The following is a 25,014-nucleotide window of genomic DNA, read 5'->3' as shown; positions in this document are numbered from 1 at the left end:
TCATGCGATCTGTGGTTGTAGTGGGACTGTATTGGTTGAGAAGGTCAGTGGTCTTGGTCTCACCCTATCCCTCGCGCAGCGGCACAGGATAGGAGGGTTCCCGCCGCGGTGTTCAGCCGGCCAGGGGCTCCTCGCGCAGCCAGGGTTCGTAGCTGCGACGAAGCGCGGCGACCTTGGGGTCGATGACGACCCAGCAGTAGCCGACATCCGGACGGCGGGCGTAGAAGTCCTGGTGCTCAGGCTCGGCCTCAAAGACTTCACCCAGGGGCTCCAGGGTGGTGACGATGGGGCGGTCATAGTGGCTCTGAGCGCGTTTAATGGCGGTCTGGAACTCGAGACGCTCGGCTTCATCCCTGAAGAACATGGCCGAGCGATACTGGGGGCCCACATCGGCGCCCTGCCGGTTGAGGGACGTGGGGTCATGGGAGGTGAAGAAGACGTCAAGCAGCACCTCTGCCGGGAGCTGCTCGGGATCAAAAGTGATCTGCACCCCTTCGGCATGATCGGTGGTCCCGGAGCACACCGCGCGGTAGGTCGCGGTCTCTGCCGATCCTCCGGTGTAGACGCTGCGGACCCTTGTGACGCCGCGAAGACGGCGTACCAACGAGTCCAGGCACCAGAAGCACCCTGCCGCCAGCACCATGGTGCGATGTCCTGTAGTCGGTGTCTCGCTCATGCCCAGCTCAACCGGCCAGTGCAGGGAATCATTCCGTGAACCGGACGATCCGCTCCACCGCCTCCTCCAGGGTGGAGTGATCCTTGCAGAAGGCGAACCGGACCAGCTTTCTGAGCGGATCCTCAGCAGGGGTCTCAGCGCTGATGAGGGAGGACACGGGGATGGCGGCTACGCCAGCGTGGGTCAGCAGCTCGGCACAGAAAGCTTCAGCACTGTGCTCGCTGACCCCGGAGACGTCTGCCACCACAAAGTAGCCGGCGTCGGGGCTGTGGGCCCGCAGTCCCGCTCGTTCGAGCCCGGAGTGGAGAAGGTCTCGTCCCTTCTTCAGGGTGGCGACATTCTCGGCAAAGAACCCCTGATCATCCTGCAAGCCTTGGGCTACGGCCCATTGAAACGCCGGTCCCGAGGAGAAGCTCAGGAACTGCTTGACGCCGCGCACTCTGTTGACGAGCTTTGCGCTGCCGGTGAGCCAGCCCACCTTCCATCCCGTGACGGAGAAGGACTTGCCGGCCGAGCCGACGGCGAGCGCCACATTCTCTGCCCCGGGAACGGTGAGGATCGGCGAGTGGGTATGCGACGCGTCATCGAAGATCAGGTGCTCGTAGACCTCGTCGCACATCACCACGATGTCCCGCTCAGCAGCTAAGTGCAGGATCCTGGCCAGCTCCTCGCGGCTGAAGACGGTGCCCGTGGGATTGTGCGGGGTGTTCATGAGGATCATGGAGGTATTCGGCGTCAGTGCCGTCTCCAGGGCCTTGAGATCCGGACGATAGTCAGGAGCGCGCAGGGGGACGGTGCGCAGACGGGCGCCCGCCAGCGCTACGCAGGCACCGTAGGAGTCGTAGAAGGGGGCGAAGGCCACCACCTCGCTTCCGGGGCGTGCCCAGGCAAGAATGGTGGCCGCGATGGCTTCGGTGGCTCCGGTAGTTGCCATGATCTGGGTCTCGGGATCCAGCACCAGGCCGCTGCGGCGCCGGTAGTGCTCGGCTACGGCCTCCCGCAGCGCGGGGATGCCGAGTCCGGGAGCGTACTGGTTGGGCGGTCCAATCTCGTGGTGGGTGATGGAATGGGCCGCAGCCTCGAGCAGCCAGTCGGGACCCTGGGCATCGGGGAACCCTTGTCCCAGGTTCAGCGCCTGGTGGGCCAGTGCCCCCGCGGTGGTGCGTTCGTAGATCGTGGGCAAGACGCTGCCGGTCTCCGCGTCATAGGTATTGGCACCGGCGGCTGTACGAGCCCAGGGCATCTCTGGGTAGGGGCGGGGAGGGGGCGTGGTCGTCATTCCACCACTGTATCCAGGTGTCATGTTCGGCCTGTCGAGGGGCAATGGCCGCGGAAGCAGGGTAGAAAAGACCTATGGCTGAGACCCCAGATCTGGAAACTGTCCTCTCCATCGTCGAGGAGCTGTGGCCCGCCTCCCTGGCTGAGTCCTGGGATGCGGTGGGTCTGGTGGTCGGACGTCGCGACCGGCCCGTCTCCACCATCCATTTTGCCGTGGATCCGGTATCTGCCGTGGTGGAGGAGGCGTGCGACGCCGGCGCTGATCTGCTCATCACCCATCACCCGCTTCTGCTGCGCGGGGTCACCACGGTTGAGGCGGGCACGTTCAAGGGCGAGGTCATCCACCGGCTCATCGAATCCGGATGTGCCCTGCTCACTGCCCATACCAATGGAGACTCGGCGGTGGGCGGTGTCAACGATGTTCTCGCAGAGATCCTGGGCCTGGAAGACTCCGCACCCCTCCAGGCCGCCGAGTCCGGGCTCCCCGAGGAGGGTCTAGGACGTATCGGTACGCTGCCGGCCGGAACCACCCTGGGTGAGTTCGCCGCCAAGGTCTTCGGCATTCTGCCCGCTGTGGCCGGGGGCGTGCGTGTGGCAGGGGACCGTGACGCCTTCGTTCAGCGGGTTGCTCTGTGCGGGGGAGCAGGGGACTCGCTGCTGGCCGCGGCGCGTGAGGCCGGAGCAGATGTCTACATCACCGCAGACCTGCGGCATCACCCCGCTTCCGAGGCGCGTGAGGCCGCTGGGGTCGGCGGCCGGCCGTTCCTGATCGACGTCTCCCACTTCGCCTCGGAGTGGATGTGGCTGCCCGCAGCCGCCCAGGCACTTGACCGGGCCCTGGCTGACCGCGGGTATGACGTGAGTGTGGCAGTCTCCGGGATTAATACCGATCCCTGGGACTTCGTCATCACCCCCGGACGGTAGCGCGGCACCGGTAGTACGGCACCTCCAAGTGCGGCTGAACCCTGTTCGGACCGGCGGTGCGCTCCTATACTGACGCCATGTCTGCATCTGGGGCCCCGCCCGCCAATGGCACGTTCTCCGAGTCCGCCTCTGTGGCGAACCGTCCCGTGGCCGTACAGCAGCGCATGGCGCTGGCGGCGGCCCTGCGCAGCGTCGATCCTGATGCGCCGACGCTGTGTGAGGGATGGCGAGCGGCAGACCTCGCTCTGCACATCGTGGTCCGCGACTCCCGCCCGGACCTGATGGTGGGCCAGCAGCTTCCCGGGTGGAAACACCGCGCGCAGAGCGCGATGGACCGTCTGGCCTCGCGTGGGTACGACTATCTTGTCGACCGGGTGAAGGCCGGCCCGCCTCCGCTGTTCCCCCAGCGTTGGGCTCCGGTGGACAACCTCGTCAACACCGCAGAGTTCTACATCCACGGCCAGGACGTCCTGCGCGCCCAAGGAGGCGACGACGCAGGGGAGGGGCAAGCCAGCGCGCGCCAGAACGTGCCTGCCCAGCACGTCTCTGAGCAGCTGCAGCGTGCACTGTGGGGCACCGGCGTGAAGTTGTTCTTCCCCCTGGCAGCTCGCAGCCAAGGCCGTCGTATCACCTTCCTGAGTCCCCGCGTCGGGGCTGTCACCAGAGGAAGGACCGATCAGCAGCCGATGCTCGTCACGGGCGAGCCGCAGGAACTGCTGCTCTGGGCTTCGGGGCGTGAGGACCATGCCGACGTGGAGATTGCCTACCGGTGAACAGGCCGGGGCGCCCTGCCACTTCAGACACGGCAGTCTCGGCGCAGCAGCCCCGACACACCGAGTAAGGTAGACGGCTGTGACTGAACAGAACCCCGCCGCGCGGTCTTCCCCCACGCCCTCTGAACTCATTGTCGAAGCTGACGGCGGAAGCCGCGGCAATCCCGGCATCGCCGGAGCAGGTGCGCTCGTGCGTGATCAGCAGGGGCGAATACTGGCCGCAGTGGCGGTTCCCCTGGGGACCGCTTCCAACAACGTCGCCGAATACACCGGGCTCATCGAGGGACTGCGCCTGGTCCAGCAGCTGAATCCCGCGGCCCAGGTCGAGGTGCGAATGGACTCGAAGCTCGTCGTGGAACAGATGAGCGGTCGCTGGAAGATCAAGCACGAGGACATGAAACGCTTGGCCAACGAGGCATCCCAGATCCTCTCTCCCTTCCAGGTCACCTACACCTGGATTCCCCGGGCCAAGAACGGCGACGCCGACAGGCTCAGCAACGAGGCGATGGACGCTTCAGCAGCCGGAAACCAGTGGGATCCCGCCGCCAGCGCCATCCAGCCTCAGCGCTGACCGGCGTAGGAGTCAGCATCCCTCGCTGATCAGGTCCAGATGGTGCGGCGAGCTCTTCTGGGCCGGTCTCACCTCGACCCGCCAGCGCTGAGAGGCGACAGCGACGACGTCGTCGATCGTCTCCGGCGGTGTCGTCGCACGCAGGAGCATTCCGGCGAGTTCTCCCCGAGCGTGTTTGGCGAAGTGAGTGACGACTTTGCGCACCCCGTCCTTCTCCGTGAAGTTGTTGACCATCAGGGTCTGCTGCGCCGGAGCCCTGAAAGCGCCGGCATAGGTGGCTGAACGGCAGTCGACGACCAGCTGGTCGCCGACTGTCTCGCTCAGCGGCGCTTCGAGCGCCTTCTTCCAGAACGTCCCCAGGCGCCCGTGTGGCGGCAGTGACACATCCATAGAGAGTCGGTAGGCGGGGATGCGATCGGCCAACCCGGTGAGGCCGAAGAGTCCCGAGAAGACAAACACCTGGGAGGCGGCGCGCTGAAGCTGTGCCCTGCTCAGAGTCTCGGCCTGCAGGGCGTCGAAGAGCACCCCCGTGTAGACCTGCCATGCAGGCGCCGTGGGTGCCTGGCGCAGGCCCGTGTTGGCCCGCACCTCACCCATGACCTTTGCCCCGACCTTCAGGACCGCTTGGGCGTCCTCGGAGGCGCTGACGGAGATCAGTGCCTCCATCACCGCGTCCCGCTCCGGGGCCAGCTCCGGCAGAAACAGGTCAGTCAGCTCCAGCCTGGAGCCGTCGTCGTCGGGGGCGGTCTTGCCTTCGGAGGGCGGCAGGAAAATCAGCACCGCAACACCCTAACAACGTCGTCGACCTCCGGTGCCCAACGTCACGGTCGACGACGGAGAAAACCCTCACGGGCGTCGTTGCCGTCAGTGGTGCCGCTGTACCCTCCGGCACCGCCCCCTAACAGCTAAGGAGCAGACATCACGGGCGATCTCAACGAGCTGCTGCAGAACAAGATCGGATTCGGGACGGCCCCGTTGGGCAATATGTTCCGGGAGATTCCCGAGGAGGAGGCTCTGGATACTGTTCGCGCCGCCTGGGATCAGGGGGTCCGCTACTTCGACACGGCACCGTTCTACGGCGCGGGACTTGCGGAGGAGCGCCTGGGGCAGGTGCTCTCCGAGAAGAACCGCGATGAGTTCGTGCTGAGCACCAAGGTCGGGCGTCTGGTCACGGACGAGCATGAGACCAAGGAAGGACTGTTCGCGTTCCGACACCAGAAGAAGGTCATCACCGATTTCTCCGCCGAGGCCACCGAGCGTTCGATCCAGGACAGCCTGGAGCGCTTGAAGACTGACAGGCTGGACTTTGTCTTCGTTCACGACACCTCGCGTGACTTCTACGGTGACGCGTGGATCAGTCTCTTCGATCAGGCCCGCACCGGGGCCTTCCGGGTGCTCTCCCGTCTACAGTCCGAGGGTGTGATCTCCGGGTGGGGCTTGGGGGTCAACACCACCGAGCCCATCGAGCTCGCCTTGGATCTGGAGGAGACTCCGCCGACCATGAGCCTCTCGGCCACGCAGTACACGCTGCTGCAGCACGAGCGCGCTCTCCAGCGGATGATGCCCAAGGCCCAGGAGACCGGTGCGCGGATCATTGTGGGCGGTCCTTTCAACTCCGGCGCGCTCCTGGGCGGAGACCACTTCGACTACAAGGAGATCCCCGACGACGTTCGCGAGAAGATCGCCGTGATGAGCAAGATCGCCCAGCGGCACGGTGTGAGCCTGAAAGCCGCAGCGCTGCAGTTCTCCACGCCCCACCCCGCAGTGGCCGCGGTGATCCCCGGCGCCAGCCGACCCGAGCGCATTGCTGAGGTCCTGGCTGCCCTGAAGGAGGAGATTCCTGCTGCCTTCTGGGAGGATCTGCGCCAGCAGAGCCTGATCTCCTCTGATGCTCGTGTGCCCGGCGCCCGGTAGGGCGTGGGACCACGGAACTCAGCGCGTAGGATGGATGACGCAAGGGACGGGTCGGCCAGACCATCGCGGCGCTGCACGTGATGATCACGCAGCGTCGAGGAAAGTCCGGGCTCCACAGGGCAGGATGGTGGGTAACGCCCACTCGGAGCAATCCGCAGGCCAGTGCCACAGAAAACAGACCGCCCGGCTGGTCCCAGACCGGGTAAGGGTGAAACGGTGGTGTAAGAGACCACCAGCGCCGCAGGTGACTGCGGCGGCTCGGCAAACCCCATTCGGAGCAAGGCCGAACAGGATGCGCTATCAGGGCTGCCCGCCCGAGCATCCGGGTTGGCTGCTTGAGGCCCGTGGCAACACGGGACCCAGATGGATGATGGTCCACGACAGAACCCGGCTTACCGGCCGGCCCGCCCCTTGCACACACCCCGTGAGAAATTCCTCCAGCTCACCCCGTAGACTCTGAACCGGCAAAGACAACGACGTCTTGAAAGGAACCGCCCCTCAAATGTCTGCACCTGTGAGTGACCACCTCAACAGCTGGATCGAGCGCGAAGCCCAAGCGGAGGCCATGATTCCGCTGATCGGTCGGCTTTACCGGGAAAACAACGTGGTCACCGGCATCTATGGTCGTCGCCTGGTGAACCAGTCGGCGATCGACATCCTCAAGGCCCACCGATTTGCGCGCCAGGTGGATGAACACGAACTCCCCATCTCTGAGACCCTGCCCATTGTGCAGACGCTCACCCAGTTGGATCTCGGGGCCGCCAGCATTGACCTGGCACGGCTGAACAACCGATACAAGGCCTCCAACGCCGAGTCGCTGGAGGCGTTTCTTCGCGCAGAGCTGGCCGACGTCGTCGGGAAGAAGGGCGAGGGCCGTGCAGAGCCTCGCGATGTGGTCCTCTACGGCTTCGGCCGCATCGGACGGCTGCTGGCACGAATCCTCGTGGAGCACGCCTCCTCGGCCTCCGGGCTTCGACTGCGGGCGATCGTAGTGCGTCCCGGTGGGGGCAAGAACGACCTGGCCAAGCGTGCCTCGCTGTTGCGTCGCGACTCGGTGCACGGGCCCTTCGCCGGCTCCATCCGCGTGGATGAGGAGAACCAGGCGATCATCGCCAACGGGACCTACATCAAGGTCATCTACGCGAACAATCCCACGGAGGTCGACTACACGGCCCACGGGATCCACGACGCCATCGTGGTGGACAACACCGGAAAGTGGCGCGACGAAGAAGGGCTGGGACAGCATCTGCAGGCCCACGGCGCCTCACGCGTGCTGCTCACGGCGCCGGGGAAGGGCAGCATCAAGAACATCGTCTACGGGGTCAACCACACCGACATCGCCGACGACGACGCCATCCTCTCCGCGGCCAGCTGCACCACCAACGCCATCACCCCGGTGGTCAAGCTCATGCAGGACGTCTACGGGATCGATCACGGGCATGTGGAGACCGTTCACTCCTACACCAATGATCAGAACCTCATCGACAACTACCACAAGGGTGAACGCCGTGGTCGCTCGGCGGCTCTGAACATGGTGCTCACCGAGACCGGGGCTGCGAAGGCTGTGGCCAAGGCGCTTCCAGAGCTGCAGGGCAAACTCTCGGGCAACGCTATCCGCGTTCCCACCCCGGATGTGTCCATGGCGGTGCTCAACCTGGAGCTGAACAGTCCCGTGGAGTCCAAGGAGCAGCTCAACGCGTTCCTGCGCAAGGAGTCCCTCGAAGGTCCCCTGCACAGTCAGGTCGACTACATCGACTCCACCGAGGTGGTCTCCACCGATTTTGTGGGCTCCCGAGCAGCCGGCGTGGTGGACGGCCTCGCCACGATCGTCAATGGCAGCCAGGCCATTCTCTACGTCTGGTACGACAACGAATTCGGCTACTCGGCTCAGGTGGTCCGTGTGCTGGAGCACATTGCGCAGTCCGAGCCGGCGAAATACCCCTCGATCTGAGGGGTCAACCGCCGAGGCGGTGATATTTTCAACGGGTGCCCCGTGATCCTCAGCAGCCCACCGCGGCTGTCCGTCAGCCTGCCTCGGAAGACCCCGTCGACGCCGAGCGTCCCCGCCTGAGCAGCCCGGGGACCCCGCGCGCCCTGATCCAGGGCTTCCTGGGGTCCATGCTGGTGCTCTTCGGCTCTTTCGGCGTCGGCTGGCTGGCCAACGCCTCGGCGCTGAATCGCTCGTGGTGGGTGATTCCGCTGCGCACGGAACCTGCCGGCGTCGCCCTCTCCACGGTGGCGCTGACCTTGGGCTGCTGGGTGATGTTCCACGCCTGGCTACTGCTCGGCCGAGCTCTACGCGAGGCCGAGCAGCGCAGCTGGCGCAGCGGTTCGCTGCGGATCGTCAACATCGCGACCGCCGTGTGGTCACTGCCGCATCTGTTCTGCGTGCCGATCTTCTCCCGCGACGTCTACGCCTACGTCAATCAGGGGCGACTGGTGCTGGCCGGGCAGGATCCCTACCAGGTCGGCGTCTCCCAGCTGGACAACTGGTTCCACTTCGGCACTGACATGATGTGGGCGCATTCGGAGACGCCCTACGGTCCCATGTTTCTGTGGATCGAAGCCGCCGTGATGCGCATGACGGGCCTCGCGGTCGATCCCGCGGTCTTCCTGTTTCGACTGGCCTGCGTGATCGGCGTCGTGCTCATCATGATCTACGTGCCCAAGCTGGCGCGGCTCTACGGAGGGGACCCCGGCCGGGCCCAGTGGCTGTCTGCGGCGAACCCGCTGTTCATCATCAGCTTCATCTCCTCCGCTCACAACGACGCGCTCATGATGGGCTTCGCTCTGGCGGGCATCTACGCCGCCGCCACTGCGGACAGGACGTGGCTGCGCGGGGTGCTGGCTGCGGTCCTGGTCGCCGTCTCGGTGGGCATGAAGATCATCTCCATGGTGCTGCTGCCGTTCATCGGCCTGCTGTGGGCTGCGCATCTGATCCGGAAGTACCCGGGGGTCCACGCCTGGTTCTGGCGGTTCCTGTGCTGGTTCGCCACGGCGGGCATCTCCGGTGTGATTCTGCTCGTCGTGGGCCTGATCAATGGCTACGGCTTCGGCTGGCTGCTGGTCCTGGCCGGCACGGGGGACACGGGCAAGTCCTTCTGGTCCCCGATGGGCATCATCGACGATGTGCTGAGCACCATCCTGCAGACCTTTGGGCTGGATGCCTCCTGGACCCTGGACACCGTACGGGTGATCGGACGCCTGCTCTCAGTGATCATCGTGCTGATCCTCATGTTCGTGGGCCGCGATAAGCACATCCTGCACCGTATGACGTGGGCCTTCACCGCGCTGGTGGTCCTCTCACCGATCATCCACCCCTGGTACCTGCTGTGGCTGCTGCCGCTGTTTGCAGTGATCGGCATCCGCAATGACTGGCAGACCAAGTGGGTCGTCTTCACCGTCGGGTTCTTCATCTGCTACGGCGCTCAGGACCAGCTCTCGGTCTGGTCCTTCCTGGACCTGGATGAAGAGATGCTGCGTCTATCGCTGGGAACATCCGTGGTGGCGATGCTGGTGATCGCGCTGCTTCCCTCCAGCCGGTGGGTCTGGACGCGAGGATGGTGGGCCTCGCCGATTATGCTGCGGATTCCTCGCACCCAGCGGGTGCTCACCCTGCACGTCTATGACCGTGTGAGGCTCGAAGTCTCACCCCTTCCGGAATCCGCGACGACGACGCCGCGGACGGCGGAGCAGTTTCATTCCGGTGCCATGCCGCAGGTGCCGGCGCCCACCGGCGCTCAGCCTTCGGCAGAGGACGGTGCCCGGGCCGCCGAGCATGAGACCAGCGCGCCACGCCAGAGACCTGAACCTGACTCTCCTGCAGGTCCCGGGAGGCGGGGGTGAAGCGCCTGCCGCTGTCACAGGCCGCATCCCTGGCGGCGGTGATGGCCACGGCGGGGCTGCTGTATCTGGCCCACTCGCTGCTTCGCTTCCGAAACTTTGAGGCGCTCGGCTATGACCTGGGCATCTTTGACCAGGCAGTCCGCCAGTACGCCCGGTTCAACGCCCCCTATGTGCCGATCAAGGGCGAGAACTTCCACATCCTTGGGGACCACTTCCATCCCATCGTCGCCACGCTGGCGCCGCTGTACTGGGTGTGGGATGACCCCCGTGTGCTCAATGCGGCCCTGATAGTCCTGCTGGTTTCAACGGCGGTGCCCGTCTATCTTGTCGTGCGCGGATGGTTCAGCCACCGGGTGGCTCTGCTGAGCGTGGTGGCTCTGCTGCTCTGGTGGCCGTTCCAAGCCTTCATCAATTGGGACTTCCACGAAATCGCCTTCGGAGTGCCGCTCATCGGCTGGGTGATCTGGGCCGTTGAGCGCCGGCGCCCGTGGCTGGCTGTCTCCCTGAGTCTGGTCCTGCTGCTAGTGCGTGAAGACATGGGGGCCACTCTGGTGGCCATCGCACTGGTGCTGATGCTGAAGCGGCACTGGGTCCAGGCGCTGATTCTTGGAGTGTGCGGTGCGGCGGGTCTCTGGCTGGCCGTGGACGTGATCATCCCGTACTTCGCCGCTGACGGAGAGTTCAGCTACTGGGAGTACAGCGCACTGGGCGCCAGCGCCTCCGCCGCGGCGGTCTTCCTGCTGACCCAGCCCTGGAATGCCCTGCCTGTCCTGGTGGACCATCCGTTGAAGATTGCGCTGCTGGTGGCTCATTTTGTGCCGCTGTGGCTGCTGCCACTGGCTTCACCGTATGTATTGATCGGTCTGCCGATCCTGCTCTCACGACTCTTCAATGACCGGCTAACGGTCTGGGGGCTCGTGTACCACTATGACGCGATCCTGGCGGTCATCTTCCTGCTGGCGGCATTCGATACGCTTCGCCGAGTCAGAACTCTGCGCGGCGGTTCGCGCATTGCCAACCGAGTCGCCGTCGTCGTGCCCGCCGGCCTTCTGGTGCTGAGCCTGGTCGGCGGCGCAGTCCTGCAATTCACCGTCCCGCGACACCATCACATCTTCCCGCTGCACTTCACCTACACGGGACAGAGCTGGGCGGAGCCGGCGCGTACGGATGCACATCGGCAGGCTGTGGAGCTCATTCCCGACGGGGCATGCGTGGAGGCCGCGGACAGTGCCGCTCCGCACCTGGTGGACCGGGCTTATGTGGGGCTGGCCGGCACACTCGACGATGATCGGGTCAACTGGATGATCATTGACGCCCACGAACGCGAACTGGGCGGTAGCGACCCGCTCACCCCGGATGAGGCGTTCGAGCGGGCGGAGCGTCTCGGCTTCGAACCCGTGCTGGCCGACGAGCAGGGCCTGTGGGTGATGCGCCGTGTCGACGCGGACGGCAGCACGCCTCACCACGCCGAATGTGCTGAGTACGTTGGTCTCGAGAGGTAGTGCAGTAACCTTGCACCCTGTGAAAACCAGCAACGCCTCGCGAATGCAGTGGATGGATCTGCTGCGAGGGCTCGCGGTGATCCTGGTGGTCATCCTGCACGTGAATACTCACGGTGGTGCTTCCGTGCAGTGGTGGACCGATGCTAACCGGCATCTGACCCCGTTTCGTATGCCGCTGCTGATGTTTCTCTCGGGCATGCTCCTGCAGCGCTCCCTGGCGAAACCTCTGCCGATCTATGCCTGGGGAAAAATCGCTGCGATCGGCTGGCCGCTGGTCGTGTGGCTGCTGCTCTACGGGGTCTTTGTGCGCACCGGCATCAGCTGGCCGCAGGGGACCCAGTACTGGATCACCGGGGACTATCTCTGGTTCCTGATGGCGCTGCTTGCCTGTTACCTGATTGCGTCCTTCTTCAAACCCCTGGCGGTGCGATTCCCGCAGACCCACACGTGGCTCTATCTGGGGGTCTTCGTGCTCATGGTCTACCTCTACATTCAGCACGAAGACTTCCGCACCAGCATGGTCTGGTACGGATCCTTCTTCTTCCTCGGAGCGTGGGCCGGGGGGTATGTGCAGAAGTGGGTGAAGGCGCATTGGCTCATCGTGGTGCCCATGCTGATTGCCTGCGCGTATTTCGCCCACTTGGGTGTCGAGGAACGGGCCCTCCGTGTGGGAACCTTCGAAGCGGCGGGGGTCTCTGCCCTGGGGATCGCCGTGATCCTGTGGATCGCTCCACGGATTCCCCGAGTCGGGCCCGTACGGTTTGTCGAATGGGCGGGCCGCAGTTCCATCGTCGTCTATGTGGCGCACTTCCCGGTGATCGTCCTGCTTCGCGACTATGTCTTCTCCCGGCTGGAGCTGGGTCCGGGTGCGCATGTGATGCTGCTGACCCTGTGCACGCTGGCGCTCACGCTGCTGCTGGTGTGGGCAAGACCGTGGACGCCGTGGCTCTACACCGCGCCGGGTCACCAGTGGGTAGCTGCCAGGCTCCGCTGAGCACGCGGGGCCTCACCCCCGGTCAGTGCTGAACGAGCGCCGAAACCTCACGATACGCGCCGAGCGCCGCTTGGGCGCTGGCCGACCAGGAGTACTGTCGGGCCAGGTGCGCAGCGGTTGTGCTGTAACGGCTCCATGCTTTTCGGTGCAGAATGAGCCACTTCATCTGCTGTGCCCACTGATCAGGGTCCAACGTGTCGATCAGCCGGCCGGTGCGACGGTGCCGGACCAGCTCCGCGAGTCCGCCGACATTGTGCGCCAGTACGGGGGTGCCGCAGGCCATCGCCTCCAGCGCCACCAGCCCGAACGATTCGCTGTAGGACGGAACCAGCACCGCGTCGCTGCGGCGGAAGAGCTCAGCCAGCTCTGGGTGGGGCAGCGGCTCAGAGAGCACCACCTCGTCGGCGATTCCGTGCTGGGCGGTCAGGTCCTCAATGTCCAGAGCGTCAGGGCCGGACTGGCGCCCCGCGATCGTCAGCTGCACTGGTACCTCAGGGTAGAGCTGGCGAAGACGAGCCACGGCGGCGACGGCGACCTGCGGTCCCTTGTGCGGCTGAAGGCGTCCGGCATAGGTCAGGCGCAGCGGGCGGTCCTGCAGAGGCCCAGAACGCGGATCTTCGCCGACGGGCGGGTGAAAGACACTCAGATCGGTGCCGGGGCGTAGCAATCGGATGCGACTGGGGGGGATCTCGAAGAGCCGCTGAAGATCCTGCGCTTCGCGCGGGGTGTTGGCCGTGAGCATGGCCGCCTCCGCCGCGATCAGCGCCTCTGACTGGTCTCGGCGCGGATCCTCCTGGGCGAAGGGATCCCGCTCTCGTTTGACTGCGCCGATGGTGTGCATCGTGTGAACCAGTACCGCGTCCAGGGCGGCAGCCATGCTGCGGCCCGCGAGGCCCGAGAGCCAGTAGTGCGAGTGGATCACCTGCACAGGCGCAGGGTCGGCGGCCTGCACCGCGCTGACAGCGCGGGCGGCCAAATCCTCCAGGCACTCCAGGAGCCGGTTCTTATCCTCCCGGCACGTCGGGCACACGCGCAGTACGTGGAGGCGACGGCCATCAGGCAGTGTCGTGGAACGGTCCTCCTGCGTGGATTCGTGGTGATCGAGATTAGTGGTCACCAGGTCCACAGAGACGCCCAGGGAGGCGAGCGCCTTGGAGAGCGCATTGACGTAAACGTTGAGTCCCCCGGCGTCGCCCGTTCCCGCCTGGGCCAGTGGAGATGTGTGCAGGGACAGCATGACGACGCGGAGCCCGGCAGCTCCCGAGAAGGGGGAAACAGTGGGCATGAAATCTCCGGGGCCTGGGTGCAGTCGGGCGCGCAGCGAGTGCGCAGGTGTCCATTCTACGAGCTGTGCCTGACACCGTGGGCGCAGGACCGGCACAGCGGAAGTGTGATCCTCCTCAGACCAGGGGCTGGCGGGCGAAGCGCACCAGCTGTTAGGGAGCGCTCTTGTTGCTCTCATGTCCGGCTGCTGCGAGATCGACGAACTCGCTCTGCGGCACCCTCGCCAGGACATCCCGGGCCGGACGGAAGTGCACGCGATCCAGCCGCCCAGTCATCAGCAGGACGGGACTGGTGATGAGGGACAGGCGGTCGCGCAGGTCCAGCCGCGCGTACATGCTCATCATGCTGCGGACCTTAGCCCGGGACAGTCTGCGCCCGCTGCGCATCTGCATGAACTGGTGCACGAGGGGGTACGCGATACGCAGGATTCGGCCTGGGCCCCGGCGTGTCTTGGTCTGGAGGCCGGCAAGTACATACCGATGCGATGAACCTGGGTAGGAGATCGCATGTTCGGCAGCGATCACCGCCCCGTAGGAGAGCCCGCAGATCACGGCTTCAGAGTGGCCAAGCTTCTGGTGGAGTTCCTCGGCCGCTCTGCTGAGGCTGAAGCGGTCGCCGTCGAAGCCGAGGGAGAGGACATCGACGCGCATAATCTCGACGTCCTCAGGGAGATGCTCAATGACACGGTCCCAGTCGGAGGTGTCCTGCGCGAGACCCTGAAGGAGATAGAACGCGGTGCCCATGGGTCCACCGTAACGAAACATACTCGTCATCCCCAGTGAACCGGCTGGTGAACTCTGGCGGGTAAGCTGAAGACCGTTCTTCAGGAATGACAGGCGCAACGAGGCACCGAGGGAGACGAGTCGTAACGGGCGCAGAGGATATGTTCGTAGGTCGGCAGGCTGAGATCGACCGTATCCGTGCGGCGGCGGAGCAGGCTTACCACGGCCGGCCTCAGGTGGTCTTCGTTGAGGGCCCTGCGGGCATCGGAAAGTCTGCGCTGGTGCGTGAGGCGCTGCGGCCGCTGAGCGGGTGGCGCCACTTCAGCATGGCACTGGATGAGGGGCATCTGCATGACGCCGGCTCGCTGCTGCGCCACCTGATGGCGCTGCGCCCGGAGAAGGTCCGCGGGCTGACCTCCAAGGAACTCGTCCAGGTGGTTGTGGAAGAGGCCGAGTCCCAGACCAGCCCGATGGTCCTGAAACTCGCCAACTTCGACAAAGCCGACGACGCCTCGGCCGCTGCGCTCCTCGACGCCGCTACAGCAGCGCAGCAAGGCCCCCTGCTGGCAGTGCTCACGGCCCGCCCCTCCCGCCGCAGCACTGTGGCCCGCATGGCCGGGTTCGCGCGCACGAGCAGCACAGGAACGTTCATCGAGTTGGGCCCCTGACGCGCGGAGATACCCGCGAGCTGCTGACTCAACGCATCCATACACCGGTCGGCGAGGAGGTGCTGAACCTCGTCGTCTGCGAAACCGGCGCCTACCCAGGGCTGGTGTCGGAACTGGCAGAGCACCTGAGCGAATCTCCCATCGGACACCGCGATCTCTCTGGCGCCCTGACCGCGGTGGCCCATGGGCCCTCGCAGCGCCGGCTGGCCACGGAGGTCTCCGAGCGCATCCAGGAGCTCGACGAGCCACTGCAGAACGCGGTCGCTCTGCTGTGTGCCGTGGGAGCGCCACTGAGCAGGACGCAGATCCAGACCGTGCTCTCGGGGCAGGTGGACCTGGCGGAGCTGCTGGAGTCGGGCCTGGTGACCTGGGACGCGAACCGGTTGGGCTATAAGGCGCTGAATCAACCGGTCGCCCGCGCCGTGATGGCGCGGACTTCCGAAGAAGACGCAGCAATGGTGCACGAGCTCATCGCCGGCGTCGTGGACTCCCCTGCGGCGCTGCAGCATCGAGTGCGGGCGGCACAGCTGGTACCAGGTAAGTCCGATCACCAGCCCCTGCTGGCCGAGCTGGTCAGCCACGCGGATGAGGCGCTGGAGCGCAGTGACTTTCCGCTCGCCGTGGAGCACCTGCTCGCCGCCGCCCGTTGGCAGCCTTCGCGCGGGCTGCTGATCCGCCTGTTTGTCACCGCGCTGACGGTGGGCGAGATCACGGTGTTTCCCGAGTTCGAGACCGAGATCTCCGGGTGGGAGGCCGGCCCGCTGCGCCAGGGCGCGCTGTCCTTGATCGCCCTGCAGCGCGGCGAGCTCGATGAAGCGGTTGCGGCCCTCAACCAGTGCCGGAACGTCGATGCAGATCCGGATGGGCTACTGATTCTGGGGCAAGCGGTCGCAGAACTGAACGTGATGCTCGCCCTGAGCGCGCTTCCGGATCGGATTACTGCGGTGCGTTCGGAGGTTCTCGCGGCGCTGAGCTCTCGGGAGCAGACGCTTGCCGCGCACCAGTCCGCGCCTGTGGGGGAGGCGACGCCTCATGCCCGCGAGCTGATGCTGGTGATGGGTCTCAGGCGTGTCATCAGATTGGGCACCGCGCTGGCCTCCGTGGAGCCGGAGCGGATGGCAGACGCCCTCGAGGAGGTCACGGCCGCGTTGGAGGAGCTCCCGCAGGTGCCCATCACGGCCAGTTTCCGTGCGGTGCTGCGTATGGCCCGCGGAGGACGAGCCCGTCAGGTCGGATGCTTCGCCGAGGCGTATCGCGACCTGATTCCGTATGCGGAGACGCCGGTGGCTCATCCGCTGGTGCTCAACGCCCAGGCTGTGAGTCGCAACGATAAGTGGCGGTTTTTCGGCAGCGGTAATCGGCGTCCTTAGTGTGTGACTGTTAACTTCGTTTGGCGGGATTTCGCAGCTTCATGTGGCGGCCTGCCTGTCACCTAACTCTTGCTACCCAAATGCACCACCTAGAGTCCCGGAGCTGACCAAGGCGGATAGATGCGCGCGTAAAAGAGGGTATACCTGCTAGCACGCTATGCTGCCCAGATGCTAGTGAGATCTTGTCTTTGAGCTGGCCATCATGAGGCAGAAGCAGTGAGCTGGTCGGTGAGCTGTTCCCAGATACAGGGCGTGGCCCGTCGCGTTGGGGTGAAAGTAGTCGCCGGCGAACGTCCCTAGGTACTCGCGAAGCGACAATGCTTTGGTTGCAGTGTCAAGGTCAGCAATGGCGTGATTCTGCAAGCCCGCTGCGTGGCGTATCGTGTGACTTTGTGAGCTAAATGGCGGGGTTCGTCAGGCGCTCCGCGGCGGTCTCCGCTCCCGCAGGCAAGGCTTGCTGGGAGTAAGAACAATGTCCCGCAAGAGGATCCCCATACGACTACCGGGGTTGGCGACCCTCACCCCTGTCGACCCACCCGGATCGATACGTGCTGTGAGTCCCTCGGGCGCAGTTCCGATGCCCACTACGCCGCTGACACTTTCGTGTCAGTAGGTCGAGGCGGAACGTTCCAGCTGTGCGGCTGGGGCTCGGTCGACCACCACCCCTCGATGGCGTGTCCGTGCGGCGTCGGGCTTGGCTACAGGTACCGGCAGACCTGGTCGGAGCTGCACGTGTCGGGCTCAACGTGCTCGGCCTGGTCGCGTAGCCCGGCGAGGGTGTCGCGCAGGTCGTGGAGCTGTCTGAGTTTCAGGTCAATGTCGGTCAGGCGTGCGTCGAGCAGGTCGCGTACGTGATCGCAGGGAGCTTGGCCGTGGTCGCGGATGTCGAGGACCTGCCGGATCTGGGCGAGGGAGAGTCCGGCGGCTTGGCCGCGGTGGATGAAGTCGATCCGGGTGAGGCTCTCGGTCGTGTAGTCGCGGTAGCCGCCGGGCGTGCGCTCGGCCGGGGGCAAGAGCCCCTGGTCTTCATAGAACCGCAGAGTCTTCGTGGTCGTGCCGGCCGCTTCAGCGAGCTCCCCGATCCGCATCCTCACCCCTCGTGTGTCACAGGTCTCACCCTTGACCTTCCCCTGTACTGGAAGCTTTAGTATCGCCGCATCAGGAGGATTTCTCAACAGTCCGGGGAGGGTTCGGGATGCAGTCGAAGATTGATCTGGCCGTGATCGGGTCGGGTGGCGCGGCGTTCGCCGCAGCGATCCGCGCCACCACGCTGGGCAAGTCGGTGGTGATGGTCGAGCGCGGCACGTTCGGCGGCACCTGCGTGAACACCGGGTGCGTGCCGTCCAAGGCGCTGATAGCGGCCGCCGAGGCCCGCCACGTGGCCGCGGACGCGGGCTCCCGGTTCCCGGGGATCGCCGCCACCGCGGGCGCGGTCGACATGCCCGGGCTGGTGGGTGGCAAGCAGGACCTGGTCGAGGCGATGCGGGGTGAGAAGTACTTCGACGTGGCCGAAGCCTACGGCTGGCCGGTCCGCCAGGGCCAGGCGGCCTTCGCCGGCACCCCGGATGCGCCTGTGCTGGAGGTCACCGCCGCTGAAGGCACCGTGGAAACCATCGAGTCCGCCCATTACCTGATCGCTACCGGCACCCGTCCCTGGGTCCCGCTCATCCAGGGGCTGGACGGCGTCGAGTACCTGACCTCGACGTCGGCGATGGAACTGTCCGAGCGCCCCGACTCGCTGCTGGTGCTCGGCGGTGGCTACGTGGCGCTGGAGCTGGCCCAGATGTTCGCCCGGCTCGGCTCGAAGGTGACCCTGCTGGTGCGTTCTCGGCTGGCGTCGAAGGAGGAGCCGGAGGTTTCCAGATCATTGCAGGAAGTCTTCGCCGACGAGGGCATCCGGGTGGTCCGCCGCGCTGTTCCCTCCCGCGTTGCCCGCGATACCGTCACCGGGCAGGTCGTCGTCATGGCCGAGGTCTCGGGCGGCGAGCAGGAGTTCCGTGCCGACGAGATCCTCGTCGCGCTCGGACGCCGCCCGGTCACCGAGGGGCTCAACCTCGAGGCCGTGGGGGTGAAGACCGGCGAGGCCGGACAGATCGTGGTCACCGACCAGTTGCAGACCGCCAACCCCCGCGTCTGGGCGGGCGGGGATGTCACCGGGCACCCCGAGTTCGTCTATGTCGCGGCCCGGCACGGCACGATCGTCGCCGAGAACGCCTTCACCGACGCCAACACTTCGGTCGACTACACACGGATGCCTCGGGTGACGTTCACCGGTCCCGCCATCGGCGCGGTCGGGATGACCGAGAAGGAGGTCATCGCGGCCGGGATCCGCTGCGACTGCCGCGTCCTGCCACTGGAGTACGTGCCCCGTGCGCTGGTGAACCGGGACATGCGTGGGTTCATCAAGATGGTCGCCAACGCCGACACCGGCGAGATCCTCGGTCTCACCGCTGTCGCCAAGGACGCCGGCGAGCTCGCCGCCGCCGGCGTCCACATCCTCGGCAAGACCATCGCAGAAGTCGCCGACGCGTGGGCCCCATACCTGACCATGGCCGAAGGCATCCGCATCGTCGCCAAGGCCTTCACCACCGACGTCTCGAAGCTGTCCTGCTGCGCCTGACCGCGCACTCACCCCAATAGAACTGGACGCACTCAATGAGACGATCCTCACCACCGACCTGACAGACCACCCACCTGGCAGACCGGCTCGTCCGGTCCGAGGAGACCGCCCTGCTGGTCCCGTTGCTGCGGCTGCGCGCCGCCGGTGACCCGATCACCATCGATCACCTCGCGACGGTCCCTCGACGGCACACTTCCGAGGGTCCCGCATGGGGAACCCTCACCGGACACCACCGCTACTTATCGAGAGGAACGACGGCACGCCTGGCGGGCTGTCCCGTAAGACCCGTCCGGTGAACTGTCCGGTGAAGGGAGGCTATATGACACACTGGGGAGCATGTCCCCCTTGAAGGTCGGCTATGCCCGAGTCTCCACCGACGAGCAGGACCTGACCGCGCAGCGTGACGGACTCGCGGCGTTCGGCGTCGATCCCAAGCGCATCTACGTCGATCACGGGCTCACGGGCCGCAACGCCGACCGTGAGGGCCTGCGGCAGGCGCTGGCTGCCTGCCGGGACGGCGATACGTTCGTGGTCACCAAGCTCGATCGGCTGGCGCGTTCAGTCCGTGATGCCCACCAGATCGCCGACGACCTCGCGGCGCGGGAAGTGAAGCTGAGCATCGCCGGATCGGTGTACGACCCGACCGACCCGATGGGGAAACTGTTGTTCAACGTGCTGGCGATGGTCGCCGAGTTCGAAGCCGACCTCATCCGTGCCCGCACCCGCGAGGGGATGAAGGTCGCCAAGGCCAAGGGCCGGCTGCGCGGGAAGTCACCGAAACTCACCCCCCGGCAAGAAGCTCACCTCGTCCAGCTACATGCTGCCGACGAGCACACCGTGGGCGAGCTGGCCGAGCTGTTCAGCGTGGGCCGCTCCACGGTCTACCGCGCCCTTCAGCGCGCCGAGCGCGGGCGCGAGAACGCCTTGCAGTAGGTGCGCCGTGGACGCTCGAGCGCGGTGGCGAATCCTCAAGCTCCACGTCGAGGACCAGGTGCCCCTCGCGCGCTTAGCTCGCGAGACCGATGTAGGGCTGCGGACCCTGGAGCGCTGGCACGCCCGCTACCGCGCCGACGGCTACGCCGGACTGGAGACAGCCTCACGGGCGGACGCCGGCTCCCGCCGCCTTCCGCCCGACCTCGTCGACCTGATCGAGGGCCTGGCACTGAGCAAGCCGCGGCCGGCCATCGCCACGATCCATCGCAAAGTCACGGGCATCTGCGCCGCCCGGAGGTGGCCGGTCCCCTCCTACTCGGTGGTGTGGGACATCGTGCGGACCCTGGATCCCGGCATGGTCACCCTCGCCCTGGAGGGCGCAGCGTCCTACCGCGACAAGCACGAGCTGGTGCTACGCCGGCAAGCAGAGCTGCCCAACGCGATGTGGCAATCCGATCACACCATGCTCGACATCCTGGTGGTGGGCACCGACGGCAAGCCCGCACTGCCATGGCTGACAACGATCCTCGACGACTGCTCCCGGGCGGTCTGCGGCTACACAGTCTTCCTGGGCGCACCGTCGGCGATGAACACCGCCCTGGCGCTGCGCCAAGCGATCTGGCACAAGACCGACCCGGCCTGGCCGATGTGCGGCCTGCCCGACGTGCTCTACGTCGACCACGGCAGCGACTTCACCAGTGACCAGCTCGCCCACACTGCCGTCGACCTCCACATCCGACTGATCCACTCCACCGTCGCCCGACCCCAGGGACGGGGCAAGATCGAGCGGTTCTTCGGCACCATCAACACCGAGCTACTCGCCACCCTGCCCGGACACATCACCGAAGGGCACCCCTGGCCGACACCGAAACTGTCCCTAGCCGCCCTCGATAGCGCCCTGGAGGCGTTCGTGGCCACCTACAACGACCGCACGCACAGCGAGCTCGGAACCTCCCCGCGCAGCGCGTGGATCGCCGATGGCTGGCTGCCCCGAATGCCCGAGAGCCTGGAAGACCTTGACAGACTGCTGTTGACCGTCGCCAAGACCCGCGTCGTGCGCCGCGATGGCATCCGCTTCCAGGGCCTGCGCTACGTCTCGCCAACTCTGGCCGGCTACGTCGGACGCTCGGTCGTGATCCGCTACGACCCCCGCGACATCACCGAGATCCGCGTCTTCGATCACGACGAATTCGTCTGCAAGGCCGTCAACCAAGAGCACCACGACCAGAAGGTCAGCCTCAAGGAGATCCAGGCCGCGCGCAACGCCCGCCGCCGGGCGCTGCGAGCCGGCATCAACGAACGCATCGCCCTCGTGGCCGCACCTACCGAGACGCCACGGATCACCGAAGCACCGGCTCCGGCGCCGAGGTCGGCGTTGAAGATCTACAAGGAGGACCTCAGGTGAGCCAGCGCTTCATCGTCACCAAGGAGCACCGCCGCTTCACCGAGTTCGCCGACGCCGTGCGCCGCGGGCACACCATCGGTTTGTGCTTCGGATCAGCCGGCGTAGGAAAGACACTCTCCGCGCGCCGCTACGCACACTACGAGAAGGCTCATGACCTGCTGACCTACTGGGGGCCGCGCTCCGACAACGACGCCAAGATCTACGCCGCCTTGAACCGGAGCCGCACCGTGCTCTACACCCCCAGCGTGCTGACCACCCCGCGGACCCTGAAGGACGAGCTGACCCAAGCCATCACCCGCACCAACATGTGCATCGAGCAGCACCTCGTACCTCCCGGCACGGCCACTCCCGAGGCCTGGGGATGGCGACACGGCAGGAACTACGTGGAGCTGATCATCGTCGACGAGGCCGAACGACTGCGTCCCGCCGCTCTGGAACTGCTGCGCGATCGCTACGACCGCGACGACATCGCCCTGATCCTGATCGGCATGCCCGGCCTGGAGAAGCAGTTCAGCCACTACCCCCAGTTCTACAGCCGAGTCGGCTTCGCCCACCAGTACCGACCCCTGGGACAAGACGAACTGCTGTTCGTCCTCGAGCGACACTGGCGATCCCTCGGCAAGACCCTCGACCCCGACGACTTCACCGACGCCCAAGCCATCGCACGGATCACCCGCGGCAACTTCCGGCTCCTCGAACGCCTCTTCCCCCAGATCCAGCGGGTCCTGAAGATCAACGAACTCGACACCATCACCAACGACGTCATCGAAGCCGCACAGAGCACCCTGGTCATCGGTGTCACCTGACCCCGCCACGAAGCGACCGAAGAACCCCGCCATTCAGCAGACGAAGTCACAGTATCGCTTGGTTCGCTTTGTTCGCGCGGCGGTCGTATGGCCAATGTAGGAAATTCGGCACCAGACCCATCACCGTTCCCTGGGACAGTTTCGATGCGATCGCTGTCATATCGCGCGCGAAGTCGTCAGCCTTGAAAGCTGGTGACCAGGCCACATCGTTGCTGCCGATCACGCAGGTCGCGAAATCCGGTGCCATGACCTCAGCAAGCTTTGGTAGCTGCGCGTCCAGCACATTCTTGGCTTTTGCCCCATAGGTCGAAAGATTCACGACGCGAACTGTTTCTCCGGTGACCTCCGCAAGTCGTCTGGCGATCACGCCCACATAGCCCTGACCGGGTTCATCCACTCCGACGCCAACGCCAGCCGAGTCACCAAGTGCCACATAGGTCAGCGTGCCTTCTTGGGGCTGTGCCCAGTGCATCATGTGGTTGCGTGATTATGCTCGGCTGCGCCGTAGTGCTATACCCATGCGGCTAATATACCCCAGAGGGGTATAGGCGAAGCAGCGACTATGTGCAGTGGTATTGAAAAAATCCGAGGTGGGGAGTGTCAGAGAGGGTGTACCCGTGGGGCCGCTACATTATGTTGTTCAGGTGCGGTGGTGTTGAGGTTTAGATGGGGAGGCGGACTTCGTTGGCGAACCAGGTTTGGAGTTCTGTGACCCAGAGGTTCCAAATGCCTGAGACCATTAGCACGCCGACGAGGATCAGTAGGCCGCCCCCGAGGCGCATGATGAGTCGTTGGTGTCGGCGGAAGAAGGCCATGGTGCCCATAAATCTGTTGAATCCGAGGGCGATGAGCAGAAATGGGAGGCCGAGGCCTAGGCAGTAGACAAATGCTAAGAGGCCGCCGCGGGTGGGGCTGGGGGAGCCAGCGGAGGATAATAACAGTACCGCTGAGATGGTGGGGCCGATACAGGGGGCCCAGCCCAGGCCGAAGATGACCCCGAGCATGGGGGCGCCCAGTAATCCGGCTTGGGGTCGGTAGGTGAGGCGATGGTCGCGTTGGAGTTTGGAGAGTCCGCCCATGAACACCACGCCCATGAGGATGACGACGAGGCCCAGTACTTGGGTGAGCCACTGGCCGTCGCCTTGGAGCCAGATGAAGGCTGAGGAAAACACGAGGCCCAGCAGCACAAAGACGATGGTGAACCCCAGGACGAAGAGGCTCATGCCAATAAACATCCGGCCGCGTTGTTGGTTTTCGAGGTTGACTCCGGACATGCCGGTGACATAGCCCAGATACCCTGGTACCAGGGGCAGGACACAGGGGGAGAAAATGAGACGAGGCCTGCCAGGATGGCCACCGGCACCGCCAGGAGCATGGAGCCGTCCAGGGCGATTTCTGCAAAAATACTATTATTCGTCATGGCGATAGCGTTGGACAGTGTGGTCACGCCGGAGACTCCTTATGCGGTGGGCATCCAACAAGGGGAAATTAAAGACTTCAGCAGTAGCCAGGGTTGCAAGGCTGCGCGTCGCGGTGGGGGCGGGGCGTTACTCGGCCAGCAGGCCCTCACCTTTGGCCTCCAGGAGGTCTTCCATTTCGCGCATCTCCGCAGTTTGGATCTCAATCATCTGTTGGGCTAGGTCAACTAGGGGCTGGTAGCCGCCGTTGTCGATCTGGTCCTGGGTCATGGCAATGGCCCCTTCGTGGTGGAAATGCATCAATTGCAGAAACCGGGTGTCGGCCTGATCACCTTGCAGGGTTTTTAGTTGGTCCATCTGCTCGGGGGTGATCATGCCATTGGCAATGTGTGGGGCATGATGGGCCATCAGCTCGTGTTGGTCCCAGGCATCAGCCCAGCCGACCATGAGGTCGATTTCTTCTTGCTGGCCGACTTTGATTCGCTGTGCTAGGTCATCGGTGGCGCTGCTGGTGCCCTCGGCAGCCAGGATGATCTCACTCATGTCCACGGCTTGTTGATGGTGTGGAGTCATCATCGCCACAAAATGCAGATCCACGCCGTTGACTTCTTCTGGTTGATTCGCCCCGGCGGTCACCGCGACCCCATCTATATCGGTCATCGCGGTGTCTTGCGGCTGGTCAGCACACGAGACGACACCGGCCCCCAGGGCGGCAATCGCCATGAGATTCAGCATGCGGCGCTGAAATGGTGTTCTTGTCATGAAATGGCACCTTCCCACGTCTGGTGTGTCGGGCGCTGTGGGCCATGAGCAGCTGACTGGGCAGGACCCCGCGTCCACGATAGGCATACCCCCCCCAAGGGTACCTTTGGGGTGCAGCAAGGGGAACTGTTTTGCTCCAGATGTCTTCTACCCAGCCGCCCACGGTCTTGGCTTTTTTGAACGCACCTTCGTGCGCCCAGCGCCCAGAGGGTCGGTGCCAGGGCCAGCTCAGGTTGGGAGCAGGTCAGCAAGCCGCTGACCTGCTCTTACCCATGGCTGGGGTCCACCCAGGCCGCGGAGGCAGGAAAGTTCCCCACGATCCCTGGTCGATTTTTAGGAGCGAACGAGCCGGGCGATGGCATCGGCGGCTTCGGTGAGTTTTTCTTCGGCTTCTGGCCCATCGGTTTGCGCGGCACGGACGACGCAGTGGCGCACATGGTCATCGAGTAAGCTCAGCGCGACGTTGTTCAGCGCTGCGGTGATGGAACTGATTTGAAGCGTCCCAGGTTTGATGCCGCATCTTTTTAAGCTGAAAGGATGTAGCTATG

The 25,014-nt window shown here is 65.1% G+C and carries 22 protein-coding genes, 1 other RNA gene and 2 pseudogenes; 15 read left to right on the top strand and 10 right to left on the bottom strand.

Annotated elements, in window-relative coordinates; translation table 11 throughout:
- Positions 1-112: 112 nt before the first annotated feature.
- Both msrA and RH857_RS09650 read right to left on the bottom strand, forming a co-directional pair.
- Positions 113-676 (bottom strand): peptide-methionine (S)-S-oxide reductase MsrA, encoded by a 564-nt coding sequence (gene msrA, locus RH857_RS09655; RefSeq protein ID WP_310537766.1) that lies wholly within the window; start codon positions 674-676, stop codon positions 113-115.
- A gap of 28 nt (positions 677-704) precedes the next feature.
- Positions 705-1,955, bottom strand: a complete 1,251-nt coding sequence (locus RH857_RS09650; protein ID WP_310537765.1) for an aminotransferase class I/II-fold pyridoxal phosphate-dependent enzyme — start codon at positions 1,953-1,955, stop codon at positions 705-707.
- A gap of 74 nt (positions 1,956-2,029) precedes the next feature.
- Between RH857_RS09650 and RH857_RS09645 the strand changes: the two genes are divergently transcribed.
- From RH857_RS09645 to RH857_RS09635, 3 genes and pseudogenes are all read left to right on the top strand, one after another.
- Complete coding sequence (locus RH857_RS09645; RefSeq protein ID WP_310537764.1) at positions 2,030-2,878, top strand: Nif3-like dinuclear metal center hexameric protein; 849 nt, start codon at positions 2,030-2,032, stop codon at positions 2,876-2,878.
- 77 nt (positions 2,879-2,955) lie between these two features.
- Complete coding sequence (locus RH857_RS09640; protein WP_310537763.1) at positions 2,956-3,651, top strand: TIGR03085 family metal-binding protein; 696 nt, start codon at positions 2,956-2,958, stop codon at positions 3,649-3,651.
- Positions 3,652-3,730: 79 nt separating this feature from the next.
- Positions 3,731-4,192 (top strand): annotated as a pseudogene (locus RH857_RS09635) (reverse transcriptase-like protein); the annotation flags it as partial.
- Positions 4,193-4,234: 42 nt separating this feature from the next.
- On the opposite strand, the gene RH857_RS09630 reads toward RH857_RS09635, so the two are convergent.
- The gene (locus RH857_RS09630; protein WP_310537762.1) at positions 4,235-5,002 is read right to left on the bottom strand and encodes a YaaA family protein; all 768 of its coding nucleotides are present in this window, start codon (positions 5,000-5,002) and stop codon (positions 4,235-4,237) included.
- Between the two features lie 138 nt (positions 5,003-5,140).
- On the opposite strand from RH857_RS09630, the gene RH857_RS09625 reads away from it, so the two are divergent.
- The 6 genes from RH857_RS09625 (at position 5,141) to RH857_RS09600 (ending at position 12,478) form a co-directional block, all read left to right on the top strand.
- Positions 5,141-6,136 (top strand): aldo/keto reductase, encoded by a 996-nt coding sequence (locus RH857_RS09625; RefSeq protein WP_310537785.1) that lies wholly within the window; start codon positions 5,141-5,143, stop codon positions 6,134-6,136.
- Positions 6,137-6,183: 47 nt separating this feature from the next.
- Positions 6,184-6,547: RNase P RNA component class A (rnpB, locus tag RH857_RS09620), an RNA gene on the top strand.
- A 91-nt stretch (positions 6,548-6,638) separates the two neighbouring features.
- Entirely contained in the window at positions 6,639-8,087 is a 1,449-nt protein-coding gene (locus RH857_RS09615; protein ID WP_310537761.1) for a glyceraldehyde-3-phosphate dehydrogenase, read from the top strand.
- Between the two features lie 35 nt (positions 8,088-8,122).
- Positions 8,123-9,982, top strand: a complete 1,860-nt coding sequence (gene mptB, locus RH857_RS09610) for a polyprenol phosphomannose-dependent alpha 1,6 mannosyltransferase MptB (protein WP_310537760.1) — start codon at positions 8,123-8,125, stop codon at positions 9,980-9,982.
- The gene (locus RH857_RS09605; RefSeq protein WP_310537759.1) at positions 9,979-11,484 is read left to right on the top strand and encodes a DUF2079 domain-containing protein; all 1,506 of its coding nucleotides are present in this window, start codon (positions 9,979-9,981) and stop codon (positions 11,482-11,484) included. Before mptB ends, RH857_RS09605 begins: the two co-directional genes overlap by 4 nt.
- Before the next feature lie 19 nt (positions 11,485-11,503).
- On the top strand, positions 11,504-12,478 hold the full coding sequence (locus RH857_RS09600) for an acyltransferase family protein (RefSeq protein ID WP_310537758.1): 975 nt from the start codon (positions 11,504-11,506) through the stop codon (positions 12,476-12,478).
- 22 nt (positions 12,479-12,500) lie between these two features.
- Here the strand turns inward: RH857_RS09600 and RH857_RS09595 are convergent, their stop codons facing one another.
- Both RH857_RS09595 and RH857_RS09590 read right to left on the bottom strand, forming a co-directional pair.
- Entirely contained in the window at positions 12,501-13,763 is a 1,263-nt protein-coding gene (locus RH857_RS09595; RefSeq protein ID WP_310537757.1) for a glycosyltransferase, read from the bottom strand.
- A gap of 151 nt (positions 13,764-13,914) precedes the next feature.
- A complete protein-coding gene (locus RH857_RS09590; RefSeq protein ID WP_310537756.1) occupies positions 13,915-14,505 on the bottom strand; it encodes an alpha/beta fold hydrolase in 591 nt (196 codons plus the stop codon).
- A gap of 140 nt (positions 14,506-14,645) precedes the next feature.
- Here RH857_RS09590 and RH857_RS09585 point away from each other — a divergent pair, with 140 nt between their 5' ends.
- A complete protein-coding gene (locus RH857_RS09585; RefSeq protein WP_310537755.1) occupies positions 14,646-15,152 on the top strand; it encodes an ATP-binding protein in 507 nt (168 codons plus the stop codon).
- Between the two features lie 59 nt (positions 15,153-15,211).
- Complete coding sequence (locus RH857_RS09580; protein ID WP_310537754.1) at positions 15,212-16,522, top strand: hypothetical protein; 1,311 nt, start codon at positions 15,212-15,214, stop codon at positions 16,520-16,522.
- Positions 16,523-17,220: 698 nt separating this feature from the next.
- Here the strand turns inward: RH857_RS09580 and RH857_RS09575 are convergent.
- The gene (locus RH857_RS09575) at positions 17,221-17,610 is read right to left on the bottom strand and encodes a heavy metal-responsive transcriptional regulator (protein ID WP_019157843.1); all 390 of its coding nucleotides are present in this window, start codon (positions 17,608-17,610) and stop codon (positions 17,221-17,223) included.
- Between the two features lie 107 nt (positions 17,611-17,717).
- On the opposite strand from RH857_RS09575, the gene merA reads away from it, so the two are divergent.
- The 4 genes from merA to RH857_RS09555 all read left to right on the top strand — a co-directional run bounded on the left by merA (position 17,718) and on the right by RH857_RS09555 (position 22,286).
- Positions 17,718-19,142 (top strand): mercury(II) reductase, encoded by a 1,425-nt coding sequence (gene merA / locus RH857_RS09570; RefSeq protein WP_065361614.1) that lies wholly within the window; start codon positions 17,718-17,720, stop codon positions 19,140-19,142.
- Positions 19,143-19,478: 336 nt separating this feature from the next.
- Entirely contained in the window at positions 19,479-20,075 is a 597-nt protein-coding gene (locus RH857_RS09565; protein ID WP_010534181.1) for a recombinase family protein, read from the top strand.
- 7 nt (positions 20,076-20,082) lie between these two features.
- Positions 20,083-21,480: a TnsB C-terminal domain-containing protein gene (locus tag RH857_RS09560; RefSeq protein ID WP_310537752.1), complete on the top strand. Its 1,398-nt coding sequence runs from the start codon at positions 20,083-20,085 to the stop codon at positions 21,478-21,480.
- Positions 21,477-22,286: an AAA family ATPase gene (locus RH857_RS09555; RefSeq protein ID WP_131333169.1), complete on the top strand. Its 810-nt coding sequence runs from the start codon at positions 21,477-21,479 to the stop codon at positions 22,284-22,286. Before RH857_RS09560 ends, RH857_RS09555 begins: the two co-directional genes overlap by 4 nt.
- A gap of 46 nt (positions 22,287-22,332) precedes the next feature.
- On the opposite strand, the gene RH857_RS09550 is transcribed toward RH857_RS09555, so the two are convergent.
- The 4 genes and pseudogenes from RH857_RS09550 to RH857_RS09535 all read right to left on the bottom strand — a co-directional run bounded on the left by RH857_RS09550 (position 22,333) and on the right by RH857_RS09535 (position 24,949).
- Positions 22,333-22,761, bottom strand: coding sequence for an SGNH/GDSL hydrolase family protein (locus RH857_RS09550; protein WP_310537751.1), 429 nt, complete (start codon positions 22,759-22,761; stop codon positions 22,333-22,335).
- Between the two features lie 187 nt (positions 22,762-22,948).
- A pseudogene (locus tag RH857_RS09545) lies at positions 22,949-23,706 on the bottom strand (cytochrome c biogenesis CcdA family protein).
- 127 nt (positions 23,707-23,833) lie between these two features.
- Positions 23,834-24,466, bottom strand: coding sequence for a DUF305 domain-containing protein (locus tag RH857_RS09540; RefSeq protein WP_310537750.1), 633 nt, complete (start codon positions 24,464-24,466; stop codon positions 23,834-23,836).
- 333 nt (positions 24,467-24,799) lie between these two features.
- Positions 24,800-24,949: a metal-sensing transcriptional repressor gene (locus tag RH857_RS09535; protein ID WP_374761148.1), complete on the bottom strand. Its 150-nt coding sequence runs from the start codon at positions 24,947-24,949 to the stop codon at positions 24,800-24,802.
- Positions 24,950-25,014 lie beyond the last annotated feature (65 nt).

Source organism: Nesterenkonia flava (assembly GCF_031432335.1).
GTDB lineage: Bacteria > Actinomycetota > Actinomycetes > Actinomycetales > Micrococcaceae > Nesterenkonia > Nesterenkonia flava.
Note: the sequence above shows the minus strand (reverse complement) of the source record. Positions and strands in the feature narration are given on the sequence as shown.

Excerpts from the sequence above, each read along its gene's own strand:
- RH857_RS09590 (WP_310537756.1), bottom strand. The coding sequence starts at position 14,505 with ATGGGCACCGCGTTCTATCTCCTTCAGGGTCTCGCGCAGGACACCTCC.
- RH857_RS09650 (WP_310537765.1), bottom strand. The coding sequence starts at position 1,955 with ATGACGACCACGCCCCCTCCCCGCCCCTACCCAGAGATGCCCTGGGCT.
- RH857_RS09595 (WP_310537757.1), bottom strand. The coding sequence starts at position 13,763 with ATGCCCACTGTTTCCCCCTTCTCGGGAGCTGCCGGGCTCCGCGTCGTC.
- RH857_RS09565 (WP_010534181.1), top strand. The coding sequence starts at position 19,479 with ATGTCCCCCTTGAAGGTCGGCTATGCCCGAGTCTCCACCGACGAGCAG.
- RH857_RS09615 (WP_310537761.1), top strand. The coding sequence starts at position 6,639 with ATGTCTGCACCTGTGAGTGACCACCTCAACAGCTGGATCGAGCGCGAA.
- RH857_RS09540 (WP_310537750.1), bottom strand. The coding sequence starts at position 24,466 with ATGACAAGAACACCATTTCAGCGCCGCATGCTGAATCTCATGGCGATT.
- RH857_RS09585 (WP_310537755.1), top strand. The coding sequence starts at position 14,646 with ATGTTCGTAGGTCGGCAGGCTGAGATCGACCGTATCCGTGCGGCGGCG.
- RH857_RS09575 (WP_019157843.1), bottom strand. The coding sequence starts at position 17,610 with ATGCGGATCGGGGAGCTCGCTGAAGCGGCCGGCACGACCACGAAGACT.
- RH857_RS09640 (WP_310537763.1), top strand. The coding sequence starts at position 2,956 with ATGTCTGCATCTGGGGCCCCGCCCGCCAATGGCACGTTCTCCGAGTCC.
- merA (WP_065361614.1), top strand. The coding sequence starts at position 17,718 with ATGCAGTCGAAGATTGATCTGGCCGTGATCGGGTCGGGTGGCGCGGCG.
- msrA (WP_310537766.1), bottom strand. The coding sequence starts at position 676 with ATGAGCGAGACACCGACTACAGGACATCGCACCATGGTGCTGGCGGCA.
- RH857_RS09550 (WP_310537751.1), bottom strand. The coding sequence starts at position 22,761 with ATGATGCACTGGGCACAGCCCCAAGAAGGCACGCTGACCTATGTGGCA.
- RH857_RS09645 (WP_310537764.1), top strand. The coding sequence starts at position 2,030 with ATGGCTGAGACCCCAGATCTGGAAACTGTCCTCTCCATCGTCGAGGAG.